21 protein-coding genes are annotated in these 23743 nt (G+C 62.7%); 9 read left to right on the forward strand and 12 right to left on the reverse strand.

The annotated features are described in order from the left end of the window. Positions 1–30: 30 nt before the first annotated feature. Both LAD35_RS21445 and LAD35_RS21450 read left to right on the forward strand, forming a co-directional pair. The gene (locus tag LAD35_RS21445) at positions 31–507 is read left to right on the forward strand and encodes a hypothetical protein (RefSeq protein WP_224152962.1); all 477 of its coding nucleotides are present in this window, start codon (positions 31–33) and stop codon (positions 505–507) included. Positions 508–531: 24 nt separating this feature from the next. Beyond that, the gene (locus LAD35_RS21450; protein WP_377779301.1) at positions 532–1311 is read left to right on the forward strand and encodes a DUF2145 domain-containing protein; all 780 of its coding nucleotides are present in this window, start codon (positions 532–534) and stop codon (positions 1309–1311) included. A gap of 66 nt (positions 1312–1377) precedes the next feature. On the opposite strand, the gene LAD35_RS21455 is transcribed toward LAD35_RS21450, so the two are convergent. Then, entirely contained in the window at positions 1378–2763 is a 1386-nt protein-coding gene (locus LAD35_RS21455; protein ID WP_224152964.1) for a GGDEF domain-containing protein, read from the reverse strand. Between the two features lie 485 nt (positions 2764–3248). Beyond that, a complete protein-coding gene (tgt, locus tag LAD35_RS21460) occupies positions 3249–4421 on the reverse strand; it encodes a tRNA guanosine(34) transglycosylase Tgt (protein WP_224152965.1) in 1173 nt (390 codons plus the stop codon). Between the two features lie 126 nt (positions 4422–4547). Between tgt and LAD35_RS21465 the strand changes: the two genes are divergently transcribed. Beyond that, the gene (locus LAD35_RS21465) at positions 4548–4988 is read left to right on the forward strand and encodes a universal stress protein (protein ID WP_224152966.1); all 441 of its coding nucleotides are present in this window, start codon (positions 4548–4550) and stop codon (positions 4986–4988) included. Positions 4989–5014: 26 nt separating this feature from the next. On the opposite strand, the gene LAD35_RS21470 is transcribed toward LAD35_RS21465, so the two are convergent. From LAD35_RS21470 to LAD35_RS21520, 10 genes are all read right to left on the reverse strand, one after another. Next, positions 5015–6052 (reverse strand): LLM class flavin-dependent oxidoreductase, encoded by a 1038-nt coding sequence (locus LAD35_RS21470; protein WP_224152967.1) that lies wholly within the window; start codon positions 6050–6052, stop codon positions 5015–5017. A gap of 35 nt (positions 6053–6087) precedes the next feature. After that, positions 6088–7011, reverse strand: coding sequence for an ABC transporter substrate-binding protein (locus LAD35_RS21475; RefSeq protein ID WP_224152968.1), 924 nt, complete (start codon positions 7009–7011; stop codon positions 6088–6090). Positions 7012–7034: 23 nt separating this feature from the next. Beyond that, a complete protein-coding gene (locus LAD35_RS21480) occupies positions 7035–7961 on the reverse strand; it encodes an ABC transporter substrate-binding protein (RefSeq protein ID WP_224152969.1) in 927 nt (308 codons plus the stop codon). A 44-nt stretch (positions 7962–8005) separates the two neighbouring features. Further along, positions 8006–9817: an amino acid ABC transporter permease/ATP-binding protein gene (locus LAD35_RS22355; protein WP_317986749.1), complete on the reverse strand. Its 1812-nt coding sequence runs from the start codon at positions 9815–9817 to the stop codon at positions 8006–8008. A 24-nt stretch (positions 9818–9841) separates the two neighbouring features. Further along, the gene (locus LAD35_RS21495) at positions 9842–10399 is read right to left on the reverse strand and encodes a GNAT family N-acetyltransferase (RefSeq protein WP_224152970.1); all 558 of its coding nucleotides are present in this window, start codon (positions 10397–10399) and stop codon (positions 9842–9844) included. A 14-nt stretch (positions 10400–10413) separates the two neighbouring features. Next, a complete protein-coding gene (locus LAD35_RS21500; RefSeq protein ID WP_224152971.1) occupies positions 10414–11625 on the reverse strand; it encodes a M20 aminoacylase family protein in 1212 nt (403 codons plus the stop codon). Beyond that, positions 11625–12968, reverse strand: coding sequence for an LLM class flavin-dependent oxidoreductase (locus LAD35_RS21505; RefSeq protein WP_224152972.1), 1344 nt, complete (start codon positions 12966–12968; stop codon positions 11625–11627). Before LAD35_RS21505 ends, LAD35_RS21500 begins: the two co-directional genes overlap by 1 nt. Before the next feature lie 20 nt (positions 12969–12988). Continuing rightward, on the reverse strand, positions 12989–14002 hold the full coding sequence (locus tag LAD35_RS21510) for an LLM class flavin-dependent oxidoreductase (RefSeq protein WP_224152973.1): 1014 nt from the start codon (positions 14000–14002) through the stop codon (positions 12989–12991). Between the two features lie 252 nt (positions 14003–14254). Further along, complete coding sequence (gene ssuE, locus LAD35_RS21515) at positions 14255–14866, reverse strand: NADPH-dependent FMN reductase (RefSeq protein ID WP_317986750.1); 612 nt, start codon at positions 14864–14866, stop codon at positions 14255–14257. A gap of 129 nt (positions 14867–14995) precedes the next feature. Next, a complete protein-coding gene (locus LAD35_RS21520) occupies positions 14996–15523 on the reverse strand; it encodes a MarR family winged helix-turn-helix transcriptional regulator (protein WP_377779290.1) in 528 nt (175 codons plus the stop codon). A gap of 114 nt (positions 15524–15637) precedes the next feature. On the opposite strand from LAD35_RS21520, the gene LAD35_RS21525 reads away from it, so the two are divergent. From LAD35_RS21525 to LAD35_RS21550, 6 genes are read left to right on the forward strand one after another with little or no spacing between them, the layout of a single operon-like run. After that, the gene (locus LAD35_RS21525; protein ID WP_224152975.1) at positions 15638–17992 is read left to right on the forward strand and encodes a bifunctional salicylyl-CoA 5-hydroxylase/oxidoreductase; all 2355 of its coding nucleotides are present in this window, start codon (positions 15638–15640) and stop codon (positions 17990–17992) included. 1 nt (position 17993) lies between these two features. Beyond that, positions 17994–18764, forward strand: a complete 771-nt coding sequence (locus LAD35_RS21530; protein ID WP_224152976.1) for an SDR family NAD(P)-dependent oxidoreductase — start codon at positions 17994–17996, stop codon at positions 18762–18764. Between the two features lie 12 nt (positions 18765–18776). Then, the gene (locus LAD35_RS21535) at positions 18777–19631 is read left to right on the forward strand and encodes an enoyl-CoA hydratase family protein (RefSeq protein WP_224152977.1); all 855 of its coding nucleotides are present in this window, start codon (positions 18777–18779) and stop codon (positions 19629–19631) included. A gap of 1 nt (position 19632) precedes the next feature. After that, on the forward strand, positions 19633–20799 hold the full coding sequence (locus LAD35_RS21540; RefSeq protein ID WP_224152978.1) for an acyl-CoA dehydrogenase family protein: 1167 nt from the start codon (positions 19633–19635) through the stop codon (positions 20797–20799). Between the two features lie 11 nt (positions 20800–20810). After that, on the forward strand, positions 20811–22430 hold the full coding sequence (locus LAD35_RS21545; RefSeq protein WP_224152979.1) for a benzoate-CoA ligase family protein: 1620 nt from the start codon (positions 20811–20813) through the stop codon (positions 22428–22430). 45 nt (positions 22431–22475) lie between these two features. Continuing rightward, positions 22476–23663, forward strand: coding sequence for an ABC transporter substrate-binding protein (locus LAD35_RS21550; protein ID WP_224152980.1), 1188 nt, complete (start codon positions 22476–22478; stop codon positions 23661–23663). The last annotated feature ends 80 nt before the right edge of the window (positions 23664–23743 follow it).

Genomic DNA, 23743 nt, shown 5'->3' on the forward strand with positions numbered 1-23743 from the left:
CGCATACACCAGCCAACACGGGAGCACAGCATGAAGAGCCCAGTCCTTGCCGGATTGCAACGTACTGCCACAGCAGCCATCGCTGGCGCCGCCCTGGTGCTGGGGCTGGCCACGGCCCCCGCCGCCCATGCGCAAAGCGATGCATCGCTGATGGTGTCGGCCCTGCCCATTGCCTCGGTTGTGGTGGGGACTGCGGTGTCGGTGGGCGCATCCACCGCCGTCGTGGCGTTGCCGGTGGCTTTGTCGGTCGATGGTGCCAAGCTCGTCGTCAAGGGCGTCAAGGCATCGGCCAAGGGCACAGTGTTGCTGCTGGAGAGCGCTTCGGACGGTGCAGCCGCCAGCATTGAGCTGTCGGCCGGCGCATTGGGCGCCAGTGCTGCCAGCGTGGGCACGGCCATCTTCGTGAGCGTTATCGGCACAGGAGTTCTGCTGTCGGCAGCGGGCGAAGTGATCGCCTTTGTGCCGAACGAAATCGGCAAGGCGTTGCTCTACAACGAGCGCCTGTAAGAACGCCCCAAGGAGATTGCGATGATGAAACCATTCCGCGTGACCCTCATGGCAGCAGCGATGCTGGCTGCAGCAGGCGCCCAGGCCGGGCGCAGCTGCGAAGTGCAGAAGCCGACGGTGGAAAGTGTGCGCAAGAGCCTGGACTTGGCGCAACACGTGGCACAGGCGCTGGATGCCAGCGGCGCGCAGGTTGTGCTGCTGGGCCGCCAGGGGCAGGATCTGAGCAAGTACCAGCTGCAGTACTCGCACATGGGCTGGGCCTACAAGTCGGCCACAGGTGCCTGGCGCGTGGTGCACAAGCTCAATGATTGCGGTACTGCCGCTTCTCACGTGTACCGCCAGGGTCTGGGGGAGTTCTTTCTGGACGACCTGTGGCGTTACCAGGCGGTGCTCATGGTGCCTGCGCCTGCGGTACAGCAGAAATTGCTGCTGGCGCTCTCTGGCAATGAGCAACCCCTGCAACTGCATGAACCGCACTACAGCATGGTGGCCTATCCATGGAGCCTGCGCTACCAGCAAAGCAACCAATGGGCGTTGGAAGCGCTGGCGCAGGCCATGGAGCCTGCAGTGCACAGCCGCGGCCAGGCGCAGGCATGGCTGCAGCTGCAAGGCTACCAGCCCAGCGATTTGCGCATTGGCGCCATGACGCGCCTGGGCGGCCGCATGACGCGCGCCAATATTGCCTTTGATGACCATCCACCCGAGAAGCGTTTTTCGGGCCATATCGAGACCACGACGGTGGATTCGGTTCTGCAGTTTCTGCAGCGAAGGCAGCTGGCCGCGGCCCCGCAGCTGGTGCAATAGCGATTCAAACCATGACTGGACAGGCTGCCAGCGCACGATTGGCGTGCGCTGGCAGCTATTATTTTTTTATCGAGCCGGGCCCAGCATCACGCAGTCGCGGCCACGGCTCTTGGCCTGGTAGAGCGCCACATCGGCATCGCGCAGCAGATTTTCGATGGAGTCGTACTGTGACAGCTGCGCCACGTGGGCGACGCCAATACTGACCGTGGCAGACAGCGATTCGTTGCTCAGGGTCTGGAACTTGCCTGCCCGAACGGCAAGGCAGAGCCGCTCGGCAATCGTAGCGGCATCCTGGGCGCTGATGTGCGGCAGCACCACAGCGAATTCTTCCCCGCCGATACGGCCAAACACGTCCTGCGGGCGCAAGGTATGAACCACGGTGCGGGAGAACTCGCACAGCAGGTGATCTCCGGTGGCATGGCCGTGGCTGTCGTTCACGCGCTTGAAATGATCCAGGTCAAGCATCAGCACCGCCACGGATCCGCGCTCGTGCATCAGCCGCTGGAGCAGCAGCTCGCTTGCCTGCACGAAACCGTTGCGACTGAGCACGCCGGTCAGGCTGTCATGGTGGGCCTGGTAGCGCATGCGGTTGAGCAATTCAGAGCGCGCAGCATGCGCTCCGGCCACCGACAGTGGGCCCAGGATCAGCATGGTGACCCCCAGACGGAAGGTGGCTACGTCCACAAACTGCGCTGGCGTGAAATCGAGCCTGGAGGCCACGATGATCTTCGTGGCAAACACCAGCATGGTGATGATGGTGGTGGGCAGGATGCGGTAACTCAGGGCACACCACAGAAGCGCAGGCAGCGAAAAGGCCAGGGCCCCGACCTTGCCGGCGACCGTATAGCTGGCTGCTTCCAGCACGACGACAGCCGCCACCGGCAGCACACGTGCGGCGATCGGCAGAGCCTCCTGCACCAGGGTGGCTTTGCGTGCCGTGGGCAGCGCCAGCAGGAAAGGCAGCAGGATCATCGCGTTCATCCACTCGCCGGTCCACCACATCAGGGTTCCCTGCAGCAGCGGAACACTGAAGGCATAAGCGCTGATGGGACCACCAATGGCGGCCGATACCGTGGTGGCGACGCCGCTGCCATAGAACACCAGGAGCGCGGAGAACTGGCCTTCCATCTGCAGATCGCGCTCGGAGTGCTTGTGCATGACCCACCAGGCAGAAGCAGCTCCTACCATGTTGGCGACCGAAAACCCCATGGACACCCACAGATTGCTGCCGGTGAGCACATCCGCCGCTACATAGCTGACAAAGATGGCAGCCATGCCCAGGGGTTGCAACAGCACACGCGGGTAGCGCAAAAACAATACCAGCAGCAACTGATTGGCTGGCCAGAAAACGGAGAGAAAACCGATGGGCCGCAGCACAATCCCCAGCAAGCATGCGGCAAATATGGCGGCACAGGCATAGGCCAGCAAGCGGCCACTATGGGGCGTGCTCATGGAGGTGGCGGATGTGGCAAGCAACATGGTCGTGTAAGCAGATGTTCGGAATATACCTGCTGAACATTTTTGACGCACATCATTTTTAGGGCAGGGTGCTTCCGCGGCTGTGGCCGAGGCGCATCCAGATTGAGCTGCCACATTCCGATAGAGGGCGCTCGCCTTCATCCACCTTCTGCAACAGCTGGCCTCTGCTTGCATTGCAGGCATAAAAAGGGATAGCGGTCTGCGCCCGTCGGTATTGCGTTGTAGGTATTTTGGGCGCGCAATACATCGGAACAGGGAGCGCCGCAACGGTGCAGATGACCGGTGCCTGCCCTCGGTGGATGCGCTGGTTGTGGGGCCTGGAGCGCAGCAGGCAGGCATGGACGGGCTCTTCAATGACGAATGTCAATCCTTGTCAAACCTGTATCGTGCAAGGCACGGTATGGTCGCCAAGCTGCGCCAGCCACCGGATGGTCTGCAGGCGGCTGGCTCAGGGGCGGCTACACCCCGCGGGCCCGGTCTGCCTTGAAGCGGGCGCGGAATTCGGCAAAAGTGCCGGTATCGAGCGCATTGCGGATTTCCTGCATCAGGTTCAGGTAGTAGTGCAGGTTGTGGATGGTGGTGAGCATGGGGCCCAGCATCTCGCCGCAGCGGTCCAGGTGGTGCAGGTAGGCACGGCTGAAGCCGCCTCGGCCGCCATCGTCCCAGCTCACGCCTGCGGTGCCAGCGCAGGCATGGCAGGTGCAGGTGGTGTCGATGGGCTGGTGATCGCTCTTGTGGCGCGCATTGCGGATCTTGAGATCGCCGTAGCGCGTGAAGATGGTGCCGTTGCGCGCATTGCGGGTGGGCATCACGCAATCGAACATGTCCACGCCGTCGGCCACGCCTTGCACCAGATCCTCCGGCGTGCCTACGCCCATCAGGTAACGGGGCTTGTGGGCCGGCAGCAGGTGCGGGGTGTGCTGCATGATGTCCAGCATCTCGTCCTTGGGCTCGCCCACCGAGACGCCGCCCACGGCGTAGCCCGGGAAATCCATCTCGACCAGGGCCTGCAGCGATTCCTCGCGCAGATTCTTGAACATACCGCCCTGCACAATGCCAAAGAGCGCATTGGGGTTGCCCAGACGCTCGAATTCGTCCTTGGAGCGCTTGGCCCAGCGACGGCTCATCTCCATGCTCTTGCGCGCTTCGGCCTCGGTGGTCTTTTTGCCGTTGGTCTCGTAGGGCGTGCATTCATCGAGCTGCATGACGATGTCCGAATTCAGGATCGTCTGGATCTGCATGCTGACTTCGGGCGACATGAACAGCTTGTCACCATTGACCGGGCTGGCGAAATGCACGCCTTCCTCGGTGATCTTGCGCATGGCGCCCAGGCTCCAGACCTGAAAGCCGCCCGAGTCGGTGAGGATGGGCTTGTCCCACTGCTCAAAGCCGTGCAGGCCGCCAAAGCTCTTCATGATGTCCAGGCCCGGACGCATCCACAGGTGGAAGGTGTTGCCCAGAATGATCTGCGCGCCCATTTCATGCAGGCTGCGTGGCATGACGCCCTTGACGGTGCCATAGGTGCCCACGGGCATGAAGATGGGGGTCTGCACCACGCCATGGTTGAGCGTGAGCGTGCCACGGCGCGCGTGGCTGGTCGGGTCGGTCTTGAGCAGGTCGAATTGCAGCATAACCGCGCATTTTCGCAGATGTGCCGAGAGCCCTGCAGCGCGGCAGATTTTGCCGTGCTGGTACCTCAGGCTTTGCGGCGCAGGCGTCTACACTGGGCCTATTGCCATTACGCCAAGGAGCGAGCCATGTTGACCATGATGATTGCGGTAGACGGATCCGAGCATTCGCTGGAGGCCGTGCGCCACGGGCTGCACCTGATCGGCCAGGGCCTGCGCGCCCAGGTGGTGCTGGGCCATGTGCAGGAAAGCGCCACCCTGACGGAGCTGGCCACCGTTGGGCCCGCAGCCGCTGCGGATGCCAGCGTGGATGCAGGCATGGATTTGCTGGCGCCAGCCGTCGCGCTTTTGCGCGCCGCCAGTGTCGATCATGAGGTGGACGTGCGCATCGGCGATGTCTACCCGACGCTGCTGGAGATTGCGGAAGAGCACGAATCTGCCATGATCCTGATCGGCTCTACCGGCGAAGGCGCGCTGTCGCGTATCTTTCTGGGATCGGTGGGCAGTGACCTCGTGCGCCACAGCCAGGTGCCGGTCACCGTTGTGAAAGTGCCGTACACGGACGACTGATGCCATCGGCAAGCACCTTGATGCATTCAACCGCCCACGGTCTGCTGCGCATGGGTGTGCTGCCAGCCCAGGGTTGGCGCGATGCGCTCGGTGAAATCACTCAGGATCTGCAGGTAGTCCTCGTGCGGCAGGTTGTAGGGTAGCTCCAGCCGCAATTCGTCAACCAGAGGTAACACCGGATCAACCAGGAGCGACTCCAGAATCTGCGCACTGCTTCCCACCAGATCGCGTGCAAACAGCACCCGGCGTTCCCCCTGCGGTGCCAGCGTGCGTGCATGGCGGCCCTCGGCAAAGGCTTGGTAGCGCTTGCGGCTGCCCGCATCGGCGCTGTCGGTGGGCACGATCACCCGGCCCAGGGCCACCCGTGGGGCGTGTGGCGCCGTCCAGTGATTGCGAAAGCGCTGCAACTGGGCGAGCTGCGTTTCGAAGAAATGGTCGCTGTGCTCGCCCCGGTTCAGATTGCCGATCAGCAGATGCAAGCCGTTGCGCCCGGCCCATTCAGCCGAGTGCAGGGAGCCGCCGCCATACCACAGGCGGTGCGCCAGGCCCGCTGCGTGTGGATAGATGCGGGGGGTGTGCTGGCCGGCTGGCGATTGCACCACGGCGCCTTCGGGCCCCAGGGACTGTCCCTGCAGGTTGCGGCGCAGGCGCGCGACGCGCTCGTGTGAGAAGTCGATGTGTGCGGGATCTCCGTCATACAGGTGCACGCCCAGCAGATCGCCATGGTTGGGTGCCCCGGCGCTCACCCCGACCTGGAGCCTGCCTTGCGAGAGCACATCGACAGTGGAGAGATCTTCAGCCAGACGGAAAGGGTTTTCATACCCCAGCTGAATGACGGCGCAGCCCAGCTCCATACGCTCTGTGCGCTGGGTTGCTGCGGCCAGCAAGGTAGGGGCAGACGAAACAGCGGGCTCCAGATGGCGCTGGCGCACCCAGCCTCCGTCAAAGCCCAGCTGTTCACCGTATTCGAACAATTGCAGCGTGTGCTCGAGCCCGGACCAGGGCGCGTTCTCCGCATGGTTGCCCGGCGTGAGGAATGCGATGCGGGAGATATGGATGCTCATGGAGAGGCCTGCATAAAGAAGATTGAAGGCATGGGTCAGAACTTGGGCAGTCCCGGTGGATTGGTCTCCGAGCGGGGCAGGGCCTCTTCAGCGAGCTTCCAGCGGCCCAACACCTGCGCGTACTGGCCGCTTTTGATCAAGCCGTTGGCGGCCTGCGTCAAGGCATCAGCCAGGCCACTGCCTTTGCGGGTGGTGATGGCCACATCCGACTTGTTGGGCCAGCCTGCGTTGACGGTGCCCACGAGGCGTATCTGCCCATCCCTGGTCGCCTGGTAGGCCTGCGGCGCGTTGGGGTTGAAGTTCACATCCGCCCGGCCAGACACGAGGGCGAGCGTGCGCGCGGCTTCGTCGTCGTAGTACTGCAGCTCGGCCGGTTTCAGGCCCGCTGCAATGTTCAGGCGGTTCCATTCCAGCGCGATGCGCTCCTGGTTGGTGCCCGATGCCGATATCACGCGCAGGCCTGCAATGTCCTTGGGCTCCTTGATCGAGGTGATCTTGCTGCCGGCCTTGACATAGAAGCCGTGCAGGCCCAGGCGGTAGGTCGAAAAATCGAACTTCTCCTTGCGTTGCTCGGTTACGCCGACGTTGGAGATCACCGCATCGTATTTGCCCGAAGTCAACCCAAGCGGCCAGTCTGCCCAGGCAATCGGCTGCAGATCCAGCTTCAGCCCCAACGCATCGGCGATGAGCAGGATGAAGTCCGGGTCAAAGCCCACGATGGTTTTTGCATCGGTGGCATAGGTGCCGGTGGGTGGCGCCGCAGGATGGATGGCCACGGTCAGCACGCCGGATTTCACGAATTTGAAGTCCTTGGAGAGGGCGGCAATTGCGGTCTCGTCCTTGGGTGCGCGCAGACGCCCCTTCTGCTCGGGGCTCAGATCCACGGCAGTCTGTGCATGCAAGGCGCTGCAGACTGACAGAACGGCAGACAGGACGAGGCGGCGGTGGAGATTCTTCATGGTGAATGGGGTGTGTGCGGTTTTCATTTCCGGGGCAGGCCGGGCGGGTTGGTGCGCGATGCCGTGATGGCCTCGGATTGCAGGCTCCAGCGTTCCAGCGCCTTGGCGTAGTTGCCGTTGCCGATCTGCGCGTTGAGTGCGGTGGTGATGGCATCGGCAATGCCCGAGCCTTTGCGCGAAGTGACTGCGATTTCAGCCGACTGTGGCCAGCCGCCCGAGAACAGGCCGACAAGACGCGTCTTTCCATCGCGGGCGTTGTAGGCAGCAATGCCATTGGGCGCGAAATACGTATCTGCCCGGCCCGAAGCCAGGGCCAGATACAGCACCACATCGTCGTCGTAGTACTGCACTTCCACCGGCTTGAGGCCGGCCTTGATGTTCTGCTCATTCCAGCGCAGCAGCACTTGCTCCTGGTTGGTGCTGGCGCCGACGATCACCTTGAGGCCAGCGACATCCTTGGGTTCCTTGATGGCCTGCACCTTGCTGTTCCTGGCGACGTAGAAACCCAGGGTGTCATTGCGGTAGGTCGAGAAATCGAACTTCTCCTTGCGCTCCTCGGTCACCGTGACGTTGGAGATCACCACATCGAACTTTCCCGATTGCAGGCCCAGAGGCCAGTCGGCCCAGGCCACTGATACCAGCTCCAGCCTGCGGCCCAGGCTGTCGGCCACCAGTTGGGCGATGTCGGGGGCGTTGCCCACCGGGGTCTTGTTGTCGGTGGCGTACGCGCCAAACGGCAGGCGGCCCGTGGTGGTACCCACCACGAGAGCACCTTCCTTGGCAAACCTGAACTGCGGGTTGAGCTGGCGAATGGCTTCCTCCACCTTGTCGGACCGTGGACGGCCAGCCTGCTCGGGGCTCAGGTCGGGAGCGGCGGGCTGCGCCCAGACAGGCAGAGCAAGCAGGGACAGCGCTGCGACTGTGGTGTGGATCAGATGACGACGTTGCATGTTCTCGATTCTTCGATGTCAGTGGGAAGGAATGGTTTGGCGATCTACAGCACCTTGGCGAGGAACTCGCGAAGGCGCGGGTGGTCGGGCTGCTGCAGTACTTTGTGGGGGTGGCCGCTTTCGATGATGCGGCCCTGGTCCATGAAGACCACGGTGTCTGCCACCTCACGGGCAAAGCCGATTTCATGGGTAACGATGAGCAAGGTGGTGCCAGTGCGGGCCAGCTCCTTGATCACATCGAGTACCTCGTTGACCAGCTCGGGATCGAGAGCCGAGGTGGGCTCGTCAAACAACAGCACCTTGGGCTTGAGCGCCAGTGCCCGGGCGATGGCCACACGCTGCTGCTGGCCGCCGGACAGCTGGCGAGGGAAAGCGTCTGCCTTGTGCGCAAGGCCTACACGGGCCAGCAGCTCCCGGGCCAGTGCTTCGGCTTCGGCACGGGGTAGGCCACGCACCGAGACAGGTGCTTCCGCCACGTTGTCCAGCACGCTCAGGTGCGGGAAGAGGTTGAAATTCTGGAACACCATGCCCACATCGGCGCGGCGGGCAAGGATGTCCTTTTCCTTCAGTTCATACAAGGTGTCGCCGTCCTGACGGTAACCCACCAGGTCTCCGTCAATGCCGATGAATCCGCTGTCCACCCGCTCCAGATGGTTGATGGAGCGCAGCAGCGTGGACTTGCCCGAGCCCGACTGGCCCAGGATGACCGTCACGCTGCCTGAAGGAACGTGCAGCGACACATTGTTGAGCACGCGAACGCCGTTATAGCTTTTGGAGACGGCCTGCACCTCGACATTCCCACCACGGGTGTTGGTATGGGTCCATGCAGCGGCGCGCGCAGGGGGCTCGTCGGTGGCTGCCGGGGCTGCGTTTGCGGAGGGCGCTGCTGCAGGGCGCAGCCAGGCCCAGGCCCGCCCCAGCAAGGTGGGAGGCAGCTGGCGTAGCGCGCCGCGTGCGTAGTGGCGCTCCACTTGCGCCTGAATAACGGAGAGCACCGAGAGAATGATCAGGTACCAGACGGTCGCCACCATCAGCAGAGGGATCACTTCCAGGTTGCGGCGGTAGATGATCTGGATCGTGTAGAACAGCTCGGGCAGGGCCAGGATGTAGGCGTTGGATGTGCCCTTGGCCAGACCGATGATGTCGTTGAACGCAGAAGGCAGGATGGAGCGCATGGCCTGAGGCAGGACGATGCGGAAGGCCTGGCGGCGGCGCGGCAGGCCCAGTGCGGCGGCGGCCTCATGCTGGCCCTGGTCCACCGAAAGAATGCCGCCACGGATGATCTCGGAAGAGTAAGCCGCCTGGTTCAGCGTCAGCCCGATCACCGCTGCCAGAAACGGGGTGACCAGTTGCGTGGTGCTCCACTCGGCCCAGGTGATATTGGTGAAAGGAACGCCCAGCCATACGGTCTCGTACAGGTAGCCCAGGTTGTTCAGAATGAGTAGCAGCACGATGAGCGGAATGGAGCGGAAGATCCACACAAACGTCCAGGCCAGTGCGCGCAGCAGCGGTGAACGCGAGACGCGCGCCAATGCCAGGCCGGTGCCCAGCGTGAAGCCCAGCGCCGCCCCCAGTGCTGTCAGCACGAGTGTGCGGCCCAGGCCCACCAGCACGGGTTCGGCAAAAAACCATTCTGCAAATACCGGCCAGCCCCAGCGGGGGTTGCCGAGCACGGAGTTCAGAACGGCGCCAATCAGAATCAGCGAAATGATGGTGCCAATGGTGCGTGCAGGGTAGCGCGCTGGAACAATGCGCAGCGACGCATAGTCGCTGCGGCGTGAAGCAGGTGCCGGTGCGGGTGCTGTGGGTGCCTGCTCGATGGCGACGTTGGGTGGTGCCAGGGTGGTGGTGTTCATGGTGCAGTTTGTTTCTAGTGGGACTCAGACTCCGGCGAGCAGCGGCGCTTGCAGTGCGTTTGAGGAGTGCAGGTGCGGATGGTTGTGGAGCGCGGAAGACAGGTGCTTTTCAAAAGGCAGTTTTCGCAACGCCTGCAGATCTGCGCCGGGGTCGAACAGACGCTGGTAGCCATGGCCGAGGTACAGCCCCACGGCTTCGGGCTGGCGAAAGCCTGTAGTGAGAAAGATCCGTTGGTAGCCCTGGCGCAAGGCCTGCGCTTCCAGCTCGGCCAGGACCGAACTCGCCAAACCCTGGCGGCGCAGACGGCTGTCCGTCCAGATGCGTTTGAACTCTGCGGTGTCCGCATCCAAGCGCTTGAACGCACCACCCGCGACGGCGTGCCCGTTGCGCAGCAGCAGCAGAAAATTGCCGCCCTGGGCGGGTGTAAACACTTCGGCCGGGTAGCGCTGGATTTCCGGAACACCTGATTCCTGCAGATAGAAATCGCCATAGCGGCTTTCATACTCTCGCCCCAATTCCTCGATCAAAGGCTGGGCGCGCGGGTCTTGCAAGCTGGTGTAGACAAAGATGTCAGAGCGCATGAAAACTCCTTGAATCATGGGGCGAGAAAGCGCTCTACCAGGTGCACCCAGTAGGCGGCGGCCGGTGCCAGAACGGCGTCGTTGAAGTCATACCGGGGGTTGTGCAGAGAAGCGCTTTCGCCGTTGCCCAAAAACAGGAAGCTGCCGGGCCTGGCTTGCAGCAGGTAGGCAAAATCCTCGCTGGCAGTGCGGGGGCGAAAGTGCAAATCCACAAAGTCCTCCCCCAGTGCATCCATGGCCACATCGCGCGCAAACTGTGTCTCCTGCGGGTGGTTGATGACAGGCGGAAAGCCGTTCTTGAAATCCACATGGGCCTGCGCGCCCAGGCTTTCCGCCTGGGCTTGCGCCAATTCCCGCAAGCGGTTTTTCAGCGTGCTGCGTACCTCGGGCTTGAACGAGCGCGCCGTGAGCTGCAGCTCCACCTGATCGGGGATGACATTGGCCGCATGGCCGCCGTGGATGGAGCCCACCGTGACCACCCCCATCTCCAGCGGATCGACGTTGCGGGAGACCACGCTCTGCAAGGCGGTGATCACATGTGCGCTTGCCAGAACCGGATCGACAGCCTGGTGCGGCTCGGCGCCGTGGCCGCCCTGGCCGGTGATGGTGACCTTGGCATAGTCGATTGAAGCCATGGCGGGGCCTTCCACGCAGCCCAGGTGCCCGGCGCGAACGCCCGGCCAGTTGTGCAGGCCATAGATGGCGTCGCAGGGAAAGCGCTCGAACAGCCCTTCGCTGATCATCTTTTTGGCGCCTGCGCCCAGTTCTTCCGCAGGCTGAAAAATCAGGTGCAGCGTGCCATCGAAATTACCTTGCTCGGCCAGAAAGCGGGCAGCTGCCAGCAGAATGGCGGTGTGGCCATCGTGGCCGCAGGCATGCATCACGCCTGCATTCTGGCTGGCATAGGGCAGGCCGGTGGCTTCCTGGATCGGCAGCGCGTCCATGTCGGCGCGCAGGCCCAGGGTTCTGCCGCCCTGGCCTTTTTTCAGCCGGCCAACGACCCCCGTTCCAGCGATGCCGGTAAACACCTCGTAGCCCCATTCGGCCAGAACTCTGGCCACGAGGGCAGAGGTTCGATGCTCCTGAAACGATAGCTCGGGGTGCTGGTGGATATCGCGGCGCAGGGCAATGAAGCTCTGTGCATGGCGGGCGATGCCGTTCTCCACCCGCAGGCGGTCTGTGCTGCGAATCTGGGCGGCGGGTTCGGTGATGGCGGCGCTGTTCATCAGGCGACCCGTCGGGATTCAAGCGTGTCTTCCACTGTTTCGTACCGGCTGGCCTTGCGCGGCAGGCCGAGATGGTCGCGCAAGGTCTGGCCTGTCAGCGTGCGCTCATAGCGGCCGCTGGCTTCGAGCTCGGGCAGCACGTGAGTGACGAAGTCATCCAGGCCCTCGGTGCTGACGGGGAACTGCAGGATGAAGCCGTCTGCTGCGCCTGCATCCACCCAATGGATGATCTGCTCGGCAATTTTCTTGCCTGAACCCACGAAGTTGGATTTGGGCGTTGCCGCTTGCAGGGCCACCTGGCGCAGGGTCAGCCCTTGCGCCTTGGCATCAGCCTTGATGCGGTCGGTGGTGGAGCGGAAGCTGTTGCGGCCAATGTCGCCCAGCTCGGGGAAAGGTGCATCCAGCGGGTATTGGGTGAAATCGTGGTGATCGAAGTAGCGGCCCAGGTAGGCCAGCGCTTCATCAATGCCGAGCAGGTTGCGCACGCGTTCGTATTTGGCGTTGGCTTCTTCATCGGTGGCGCCGGTCACCACGTTGATGCCCGGGAATATCTTCACATCGCTGGCCAATCGGCTGTGGCTGATGGCACTGGCCTTGACCTTGCGCGAGAACTCGCGGGTCTCTTCCAGCGACGGCGAATGCGTGAATACGGCGTCTGCGTATTTGCCGGCGAGATCAATGCCGGCATCCGAAGAACCGGCCTGGAAGATCACCGGTTGGCCCTGGGGCGAACGCTGGATGTTGAGGGGTCCGGCCACCTGGAAGAAGCGGCCTTCGTGATCGAGCGTGTGCAGCTTGCTGCGGTCAAAGAACTGGCCGCTGTCGCGGTTGCGGACAAAGGCAGCATCGTCCCAGCTGTCCCACAGGCCTTGGGTGACTTGCAGGTATTCATCGGCGATCCGGTAGCGCTGCGCATGTTCGGGGTGCTTGCGGCTGTAGTTCAGCGCCGAGCCTTCGAGCGGCGTAGTGACCACGTTCCAGCCTGCACGGCCACCACTGATCAGATCGAGCGAGGCGAATTGCCGCGCGACGGTGAAGGGATCGCTGTAGGAGGTGGACACCGTACCGGCGAGCCCGATTTTGCTGGTGACTGTTGCCAGTGCCGAGAGGATGGAAATCGGCTCGAACCGGTTGAGAAAGTGGGGAATGGATTTTTCGTTGATGTAAAGGCCATCGGCCACAAAGGCGAAGGCGATGCCATGGGCCTCGGCCTTCTGGGTGATGCCGATGTAGTGCTGCAGGTTGACGCTGGCGTCTGCCGGTACGCTGGGATGGCGCCATGCATTCATGTGGGCACCTGCGCCGTGCAGCATCAGGCCGAAACGGATGGGGGATTTGCTCATGGTGGGCTTTCGGTCAAGGTTCAGGCGGCCGCCAGTTCGGCCACGGCGGGTTGCGCCTTGGCAATCAGCTCTATCGATGCCAGGCGCTCTTCAAAAAATGGAACCGGCGTGTCGATGACGAATTCATCGATGCCGTGTTGCTGGTGCAAGGCAGTCAGCGCCTCGTGCACGTCGTCGGCGGTGCCCGCAATGACATGGGGGCGTGTTTCTTCCAGTCGGTAATCGCTGATTCCGGCTTGCTGCGCAAACTCTGCGGCGGCTTCGCGGCTTTGCAGGTTGAAGCTCTGGCCGGTGGGCAAATGCAGCTTGAAGATGCGCACGTTCGCAACCAACGCTTCAGCCTTGGCACGGTCATTGGCAGCAAAGGCATAGACGGCCATCGATGGAGCATGGCCGCTGCTCTTGCGGTAGGTGGCCGTGGTGCTGGCAAGCAAGGCAGGGTCATCGTTGAAGTGCCCTGCATAGGAAAAGCCCCAGCCCAGGTGCGATGCCAGCTGTGCGCTGTCGGGAGAGGCCCCGAGCAGCACGCATTGCGGCAAGGTGCCAGGTGTGGGTAGCGCGCGCGAGGCGGCCAACGGGTGCCCGGCGGGCAAGTCGTCGCGCAGAAAGCCGTTCAGATCGCTGAGCAGGCTGTCGAAGTTGAATGGCTGTGATTGGTCGTGGCGCGCTTGCAACGCGCGTGTGGACTGCGGCAGACCGCCGGGCGCCTTGCCAATACCCAGGTCCACCCGGCCCGGCGCCAGTGCCGACAGCAGCTTGAACACCTCGGCCACTTTGTAGGGGCTGTAGTGCTGCAGCATGACGCCGCCTGAGCCGATGCGGATGCGCCTGGTATGCGCCAGCAGCCAGGCGACCAGGATTTCGGGGGCGGAGCCCGCCACCTGGGGGTTGCCGTGGTGCTCTGCCACCCAGAAGCGGTGGTAGCCCAGCGCTTCGGCGCGCTGTGCCATGGCCAGGGTGGAGCGAAGCGCCAAGGCGGCGGTGGCGCCCGGCGGAATGGGGCTTTTGTCGAGCAGCGAGAGGCGGTAGGTCATGAAAAAGTAGCGCTAGGCTGGCAGCGGTGAATATGTCAAAAATAATATCTTTCAATATTCATTGCTGCTGCTACTTATTTGCAGATGGTCATGCGTAAATCGATTTATATGTTGGAGCTGAGTAGTTCTTGGTATTTGATTATTTGTTGAGGTTTTATGCGATTGGTGATGGGTTCTTGATAATGCGTGCCCATAGAAAAAGCCTTGAGCATTGGCTGCTCAAGGCTTTTCGGGAAGACTCTGGTGGGGGCTTTATGCCGCTGCGGGTGTTTGGTCTCTGGCGGCGCTGTAGATGTAGGGCCGTGCCTGGGTCAGCAGGGTAAGAGACTCATCAAGGCGGGCGTGGATGTCGTGGGCTATCTGGTAGCCGCCCAAGGTCTGGGCGGTGATCTGCGCATCGGTGGCATACACACTAGGCAACACCAATCGCGGGCCCATGGACTGCAGTACTGGGCGCAGCGCATAGTCGAGTGCAAGCATGTGGTGGGGGCTGCCACCTGATGCCAGCGGTAGAACAGCTTTGTCTCTCAGCCCGTATTGCGGCAGCAGATCCAGAAAGGCCTTGAGCAGGCCGCTGTAGGCCGCTTTGTAGATGGGCGTGGCAATGACCAGTGCATCGGCTTTATCTACCGCAGCAATGGCCTGGGCCAGGATGGCGTTGTTCCAGTCGGCGTGCAGCAGGCTTTGCGGGGGCAGATCGCGGATGGACAGTGACGAGGCTTGGATGCCCGCCATGCTTTTGAGCCTTTCGCCGAAGCTTGCCAATAATGCGGCTGAGCGGGAAGGAAGTGTCGGACTGCTGCTGATCAGGAGGATATTCATGCCGATATTGTCATGGGCACCCATTTGATGGTGAATGCCCATGTTGAGAATCAATATGAAATATTCTGAGAGGCTTGCCAGCCAAACGCAACGAAGCTTATTGCATATCTAATGGCGAAAAATGCGTATACCGGGCAATATTTCGAAAATGAGCGATTGCCAGGGCACCTATCAGTTGGAAGAGGCGAGGCCATCTGTCTGTGCCAGGGTCTGGCGTAGTTTGCCGAGCTGGTCATACAGGTCGCGCGCTGCTTGCGTGCCCAGCGGGGCCAGCAGCTGATCGAGCCACTGCTCATGGGCTTGCGCCATGGCGCTGAAGTGTTTTTTTCCGTCGCGCGTCATGCGCACGATCATGGCACGCCGGTCATCGCCATCCGCCACTCTTTCCACCCAGCCCTCGGCCACAAGCTGGTCGGTCAGGCCCGTGATGTTGCCGCCGGTCACCATCAGGTATTCCGACAAGGTGCTCATGCGCAGGCCTTTGGGAAAGCGGCTGAGCTGCGCCAGGTAGTCAAAGCGCGGCAAGGTGGTGCCGAACTGCGTGCGCAGGTTGCTGCGGATCACTTGCTCTATCTGGGTGCTGCAGGTGAGCAGACGCAGCCACAGGCGTACGGCCTGGTGGTCGTCGTGTGACAGACCGGCTTCGCGCCCGGGCGCATCGGTAGCAGCAATCGAATGCATATCTGGAATGGCGGCCATAGGGATATCGTGCCTCAACGCGGGTACAGGAGACTCAGGGTTACTTCGTATTCTATTCAAATATTCATTCATAAATAATTTAGACATAAAGCAATTTGAAGGAGCTCGGTCGCAATGAAAATTGTCTGCATCGGTGGCGGTCCCGCAGGTTTGTACTTTGCACTGCTGATGAAGCAGATGGACGCTTCGCACGACGTGACCGTCGTGGAACGCAACAAGCCCTACGACACCTTTGGCTGGGGCGTGGTGTTCTCCGACGCGACCATGGACAACATGCGCGAATGGGATCCGGCTACGGCTGCGCAGATCGAGGAGGCCTTCAACCATTGGGACGATATCGAGCTGCTGTTCAAGGGCCGCAGAATCCGATCGGGCGGCCACGGCTTTGTGGGTATTGGCCGCAAGCACCTGCTCAACATCTTGCAGGCGCGCTGTGAGCAACTGGGCGTGAAGCTGGTGTTCGAGACCGATGTGCAGTCCGATGAAGACTATCCCGATGCCGACCTCATCATCGCCAGCGACGGTGTGAACTCGCGCATCCGCACCCGATATGCCGACACCTTCCGACCCGATATCGTCACGCGTCCCAACCGTTTCATCTGGCTGGGCACGAACAAGGTCTACGAGGCCTTCACCTTCGATTTCGTGCGCACCGCGCATGGCTGGTTCCAGGCGCACATCTACAAGTTCGACGACAAGACTTCGACCTTCATCGTCGAGACCACCGAAGACACCTGGAAAGCCAGTGGTCTCGATACGGCTGATCAGCAGCAATCCATCGACTTCTGTGAAAAGCTCTTTGCAGACAATCTGCAGGGCGAGAAGCTGATGACCAATGCGCGCCATCTGCGTGGCTCGGCGTGGATCAACTTCCAGCGCGTGGTGTGCGACCAGTGGTGGCTCCAGAATGCCAAGGGCAGTCATGTGGTGCTGATGGGCGATGCCGTGCACACGGCGCACTTTGCCATTGGCTCGGGCACCAAGCTGGCGATTGAAGACGCGATCGAGCTGGCGCGCCAGTTCAAGACCCTGGGCGCTGCGCCGTCGCGCATCCCCGAAGTGCTCGCGGCCTACCAGGAGGCGCGCCGCGTGGAGACACTGCGCATCCAGAACGCAGCCTGGAACGCGATGGAGTGGTTCGAGGCCTGTGGCCGCCGCTACTGCGACCAGTTCGAGCCCGAGCAGTTCATGTACTCCATGCTCACGCGCAGCCAGCGCATCAGCCACGAGAATCTGCGCTTGCGCGACGCGGCGTGGCTGGGTGGCTATGAGCGGTGGCTGGCGGAGAAGAACGGCGTGCACATCAATGCCGACAAGGGGGGCAAGGCGCCGCCGCCGATGTTTCTGCCTTATACGCTGCGCGGTCTCACGCTCAAGAACCGTATCGTGGTCTCCCCCATGGCGCAGTATTCGGCCGTGGATGGCGTGCCCGGCGATTACCACCTGGTGCACCTGGGGGCGCGTGCCATGGGCGGCGCAGGGCTGGTGTTTGCCGAGATGGCCTGCGTCAGCCCCGAGGGTCGCATCACCCCCGGCTGCCCCGGTACCTACAGCGAGGCACAGAAAGTGGCCTGGAAGCGCATTGCCGACTGGATCCATGCCAATACCGATGCCAGGTTCGCCATGCAGATCGGCCATGCGGGCGCCAAGGCATCGACACGCCTGGCCTGGGATGGTACTGATCTGCCGCTGTCTGAGGGCAACTGGCCCATCCTCTCTGCCTCGCCGCAGCAATACCTGGACGGCGTGAGCCAGATATCCCGGCAGATGACGCGAGCGGACATGGACGAAGTCAAAGCCCAGTTCGTGCATGGCGCGCAGATGGCGGCTGATATTGGTGCCGACTGGCTGGAGCTGCACTGCGCCCACGGGTACCTGCTCTCCAGTTTCATCTCGCCACTGACCAATCACCGCGACGACGAATATGGAGGCAGTCTGGAAAACCGGCTGCGCTATCCGCTCGAGGTTTTCCGCGCGGTGCGCGCCGTCTGGCCCGAGGACCGGCCGATGTCCGTGCGTATCTCGGCCCATGACTGGGTACCGGGCGGCATCACGCCCGAAGACGCGGTGGAAATTGCCAAGGCTTTCAAGGCTGCAGGTGCGGATCTGATCGACTGCTCGTCGGGCCAGGTCAGCAAGCAGGAAAAGCCGGTGTATGGCCGCATGTTCCAGACGCCATTCGCCGATCGTATCCGCCAGGAGGCAGGCATTGCCACCATGGCCGTGGGCGCGATCAGCGAGGCAGACCATGCCAACTCCATCATCGCGGCGGGCCGCGCTGATCTGTGCGCGGTGGCCCGACCGCACCTGGCCAACCCGGCCTGGACGCTGACCGAGGCGGCGAGGATCGGCTACACCGCCATTGCCTGGCCCAAGCCGTACTTTCAGGGCAAACGCCAGATGGAAACCCTGTTCGAGCGCGAGAAGGCACAGCAAGCCGCCGCGTTGGCTCCAGCCGGGGGGCACTGAGATGAGCGGTGATCTGAGCGATCAACACGCGTTGGTGACCGGCGCGGGCCAGGGTATTGGCGAGGCGATTGCGCGGCAATTGCTGGCGCGCGGTGCCAGGGTTACGGTGCTGGGGCGCAGGGCCGAGCCGCTGCGCAAGCTTGTGGATGAATTCCCCGGGCAATGCCGCATGGAGCTGGCTGACGTTGCCCAGGAGTCCGAAGTAAAGACGGCTTTTGCACAGGCAGTGCATGCGCAAGGCGCTATCAATATCCTTGTAAACAACGCGGGTCAGGCGCAGAGCGCTCCATTCATGAAGGTGGATGCGGCGCTGTGGCAGCGCATGCTGGCCGTCAACCTGACGGGTGCCATGCTGTGCATGCAGCAAGTGCTGCCCGCGATGGTGGCAGCGGGCTATGGGCGCATCGTCAATGTGGCGAGCACGGCGGGGCTGGCGGGCTACGCCTATGTGGCCGCGTACTGTGCAGCCAAGCACGGCGTGGTGGGGTTGACCCGCTCGCTGGCGCTGGAGTTTGCCACCAAGGGCGTGACCGTCAATGCGGTCTGTCCCGGCTATACCGAGACCGAAATCGTGCGCGAGAGCATTGCGCGCGTGGTGGAAAAGACCGGCCGTACGCCCGAGCAGGCAATGGCTGAATTCGTCAAAAGCAACCCCCAGGGCAGGCTGGTGCAGCCGCAGGAAGTGGCCGACGCCGTGCTGTGGCTGTGCGGCCCGGGCGCTGGCGCCGTCACCGGCCAGGCCATTGCGGTGGCTGGCGGCGAAGTGATGTGAATGGAGACCAAGATGAGTGAATACACAATCGATCCCGCCCTGGTGGCGGGCAATCACCAGCAACTGGCGGGCTACCAGGCTCAGCACTTTCTGTGGCAGGTGGAAGGCGGCGTCGCCACGATCACGCTCAACCGCGCCGAGCGCAAGAACCCGCTGACCTTTGAGTCCTATGCCGAGCTGCGCGATCTGTTCCACAACCTCAAATGGGCGCAGGATGTCAAGGCGGTGGTGCTGGTAGGGGCGGGCGGCAACTTCTGCTCGGGCGGTGATGTGCACGAGATCATCGGCCCGTTGGTGCAGCTCAAGGCGCCTGAACTTTTGATGTTCACCCGCATGACGGGCGAGCTGGTCAACACCATGCGCGCCTGCCCGCAGCCCATTGTTGCTGCCGTCGATGGTGTCTGCGCCGGTGCGGGCGCCATCATGGCGATGGCTTCTGACATGCGCCTGGGCACGGCGCGCAGCAAGACGGCCTTTCTCTTCAACCGCGTGGGTCTGGCGGGCTGCGACATGGGCGCCTGCGCCATCCTGCCGCGCCTCATCGGCCAGGGCCGGGCGAGCGAGCTGCTCTATACGGGCCGCAGCCTGGGCGGCGAAGAGGGTGAGCGCTGGGGTTTCTTCAACCGCCTGTGCGAACCCGATGCCTTGCTGGAGCAGGCGCACAGGCTGGCCAGCGATCTGGCTGCCGGCCCGACCTTTGCCAATGGCATCACCAAGACCATGCTGCACCAGGAATGGGCGATGACGGTGGAGCAGGCCATTGAGGCCGAAGCCCAGGCGCAGGCTCTTTGCATGCTGACCGAAGATTTCTCGCGCGCCTACCATGCGTTCGTCGCCAAGCAAAAGCCGCAATTCCAAGGAAACTGACATGGCAGACAGCAGCTATCTGAAGTGGCCTTTCTTTGAGGCCCGCCACGCACAACTGGCGCAGGGGTTGGATGCCTGGGCGGCCCGGCATGCAGCGCATGTGCACAGCAGCGACACCGATGGCGATTGCCGCCAGCTGGTCAAGGCTCTGGGCGCTGGTGGCTGGCTGCGCCATGCGGTGGCAGGGGCAGAGCACGGCGGCGCGGGCCCACAAATTGACACGCGCGCTATCTGCCTGATCCGCGAAACACTGGCGCGCCACAATGGGCTGGCCGACTTTGCTTTCGCCATGCAGGGCCTGGGCTCCGGCGCCATCAGCCTGGCTGGCACGCCAGACCAGAAGCAGCGCTACCTGGGCAAAGTGGCGGCGGGCGAGGCGATTGCGGCGTTTGCACTGTCCGAGCCCGAGGCTGGATCGGATGTGGCGGCCATGGCCTGCGAGGCACGGCTCGATGGCGACCACTACGTAGTCAACGGCGAGAAGACCTGGATATCCAACGGCGGTATCGCAGACTTCTATGTGGTGTTTGTGCGCACGGGCGAGGCGCCAGGTTCGCGCGGCATCTCGGCGCTGATCGTCGATGCGGGTATGCCGGGTTTCGAGATCGCCGAGCGCATCGACGTGATCGCGCCGCACCCACTGGCGCGGCTGAAGTTCACCGATTGCCGGGTACCTGTGGCCCAGCGCGTGGGCGCGGGCGGCGAAGGCTTCAAGGTGGCCATGCGCACGCTGGATGTATTCCGTACCTCGGTGGCCGCAGCCGCGCTGGGCTTTGCGCGCCGCGCGTTGGATGAGGCACTGCAACGCGCCACCACGCGCAAGATGTTTGGCGGCGTGCTGGCCGATTTTCAGCTCACCCAGGCCAAGCTCGCGCAGATGGCTACGCAGATCGACAGCGCGGCCCTACTCACCTACCGCGCGGCCTGGCAGCGTGACCAGGGCGAGAACGTGACGCGCGAAGCCGCAATGGCCAAGATGACAGCCACCGAGAACGCGCAGCAGGTCATCGATGCGGCGGTGCAGATCTGGGGCGGGCTGGGCGTGGTCAGCGACCAGCCGGTGGAGCGGCTGTACCGCGAGATTCGTGCGCTGCGCATCTACGAAGGCGCGACCGAGGTGCAGCAGCTCATCATTGCACGCGAGCTGCTCAAGAGCGTACAGGCCTAGGAGACCAACCCATGTCCCACACCGCCCATATCGATACTTTTGCTGCCGACAACCTGCCGCCTGCCGAGCTGCAGCCCGACTATGTGTTTGATCTGCCGGAGCTGCAGTTTCCCGAGCGGTTGAACTGTGCCGCCGAGCTGCTGGACCGCCATGTGAAAGAGGGGCGCGGCAACCGGCTGTGCATACAGGCCGAGGGCGTGCGCTGGAGCTATGCCGATTTGCAGGACAGAGCCAACCGCATCGCCCGTGTGCTGACCGGGGAGATGGGCCTGGTGCCTGGCAACCGTGTGTTGCTGTGCAGCCCCAACAACCCCATGTTGGTGGCCTGCTGGTTCGGGGTGATCAAGGCCGGTGGCATTGCGGTGGCAGCCATGCCCCTGCTGCGTGCCAAGGAACTGTCCACCATCGTGGATATCGCAAAGATCAGCCATGCGCTGTGCGATGATGCGCAGCGCGCCGAAGTGCTGGGGGCGCAGCAAAAGAGCCCGGCTCTGCAATCGATCCGTTTTTTCAATGTGCCGACCAGGGGGGCCGACTCCCTCGAAGTGCTCATGCAGCAGGTACCACCGGATTTCGATGCCGTGGATACGGCGGCCACCGATACCTGCCTGCTGGGCTTCACCTCGGGCACCACGGGTGTGCCCAAGGCAACCATGCATTTCCACCGCGACGTGATGGCCATCTGCGCCTGCTGGCCGCAGAGCACATTGCGCGCCCATGCAGATGATGTGTTTGTTGGTAGTCCTCCGATTGCCTTCACCTTTGGCCTGGGCGGGCAGGTGCTGTTTCCGATGTCCATCGGTGCATCGATGGTACTGCTGGAGAAGGCGGGACCGGCACAGCTGGCGGAAGGCATAGAGCGCTTTGGCGCCACGGTGGTGTTCACGGCGCCCACGTCCTACCGCGTCATGGCCCAGCAGGGCGAGCGCATCCGCAACACCCGGCTGCGCAAATGTGTTTCGGCGGGCGAGGCACTGACGGCATCCACGCGTGCATTGTGGAAGGATGCGACTGGCATCGAGATCATCGATGGCATTGGTTCCACCGAGATGCTGCACATCTTCATCTCGCACCGCGAGGAAGACGCACGGCCCGGCGCCACGGGCAAGGCCGTGCCCGGCTACCATGCCAAGGTGGTGGACGAGCAGGGCAACGAGGTGCCACCCGGCACCGTGGGCCGGCTGGCCGTGCTGGGCCCCACGGGGTGCCGCTACCTGGCCGACAGCCGGCAGACCCAATATGTGCAGCGGGGCTGGAATCTCACGGGTGACGCCTACCTGATGGATGCCGACGGCTACTTCGTCTACCAGGCGCGTACCGACGACATGATCATCTCTGCGGGCTACAACATCGCAGCCCCCGAGGTGGAAGACGCGCTCATGGCCCATGCGGCCGTCGCCGAATGCGCAGTGATTGGCGTGCCCGACAGCGAGCGTGGCCAGATCGTCAAGGCCTTTGTCGTGTTGCGTTCCGGGCACGCGGGGGACGAAGCCATGGCCAAGGAGCTGCAGGACTTCGTCAAGCGCACTGTTGCCCCCTATAAATACCCGCGTGCGGTGGCCTTTGTGGAGCAACTGCCGCGCACGGCTACGGGAAAACTACAACGGTTTCGGCTGCACAGCCCGGCATAGTATCGGCTCGGTGAAATTTTCACGAACAGCAACGAGGAGAAAACCATGAAGCGCTATTCCTTGCAACACAGTCTGGTGGCCCTGTCCATCGGTGCCCTGATGGCTGGCGGGGCCTACGCAGCAGACCAGGTGAAAGTCGGCCTGCTCAGCACGCTCTCCGGCCCGGGCGCGGGGCTGGGTGTCGATATCCGCGATGGGTTCAACCTGGCCGTCAAGCACATGAACGGCAAGATCGGCAATCTACCGGCTGAGGTGGTGGTGGTCGACGACCAGCAGAACCCCGAAGTGGCCAAGCAGACCGCAGAACGTCTGCTCAAGCGCGACAAGGTGGATTTCATGACCGGTACGGTGTTCTCAAACGTGATGCTGGCCGTCGGGCAGCCTGCCTTTCAGAACAAGACCTTCTTCATCAGCCCCAATGCGGGTCCGTCACAGTACGCCGGCGCGCAGTGCAACCCCTACTTCTTCAATGTGTCGCAGCAAAACGACGCATTGCACGAAGCAGCCGGCAAGACCATGCAGGACAAAGGCTTCAAGCGTGTGGCGCTGATTGCGCCCAACTACCCGGCGGGCAAGGATTCGATCGCAGGCTTCAAGCGCTTCTACAAGGGTGAGATCGGCATGGAGACCTATACCGCGCTCAACCAGCTTGACTACGGCGCGGAACTCTCCAAGATGCGCGCGGCCAATGTTGACGGCGTGTATATCTTTCTGCCCGGCGGTCTGGGTGTGAATTTCATCAAGCAGTTCGTCGGGGCAGGCCTGTCCAAGGACATGACCCTGTACGCTCCTGGCTTCTCGGCGGATGAGGACGTGATCCGCGCGGTGGGCGAGTCGATGCTGGGCACCTTCAACACCTCGCAATGGGCGCATGACCTGGACAACGCGGCAAACAAGAAGTTTGTGGCGGATTTTCAGAAGGAGTTTGGCCGTATGCCGTCGCTGTATGCATCGCACGGCTATGACGCCGCAAAGTTGATGGATGCAGCCGTGCGGGATGTCAAAGGCAAGCTCGACGACAAGGCTGCACTGCGCAAGGCGCTGGAGGCGGCCAAATTCGAATCGGTGCGTGGTGCGTTCAAGTTCAACACCAACCATTTCCCGGTGCAGGATTACTACCTGCGTGTGGTGACCAAGGATGCCCAGGGCAAGCTGACCAATCGCACGGTGGGCACGGTGTTCAAGAACCACCAGGATGCCTATGCCAAGGACTGCAAGATGCAGAACCTGTGAGCAACCCTCAGGGCCGCTGCGCGGTTTTCCTCTTTGCACCGGCTGTCACCGGGAAAGGAGGTGGTTACCCTGCTGCGAAG

This window comes from Comamonas odontotermitis (assembly GCF_020080045.1).
In the GTDB taxonomy this organism is placed as follows: domain Bacteria; phylum Pseudomonadota; class Gammaproteobacteria; order Burkholderiales; family Burkholderiaceae_C; genus Comamonas; species Comamonas odontotermitis.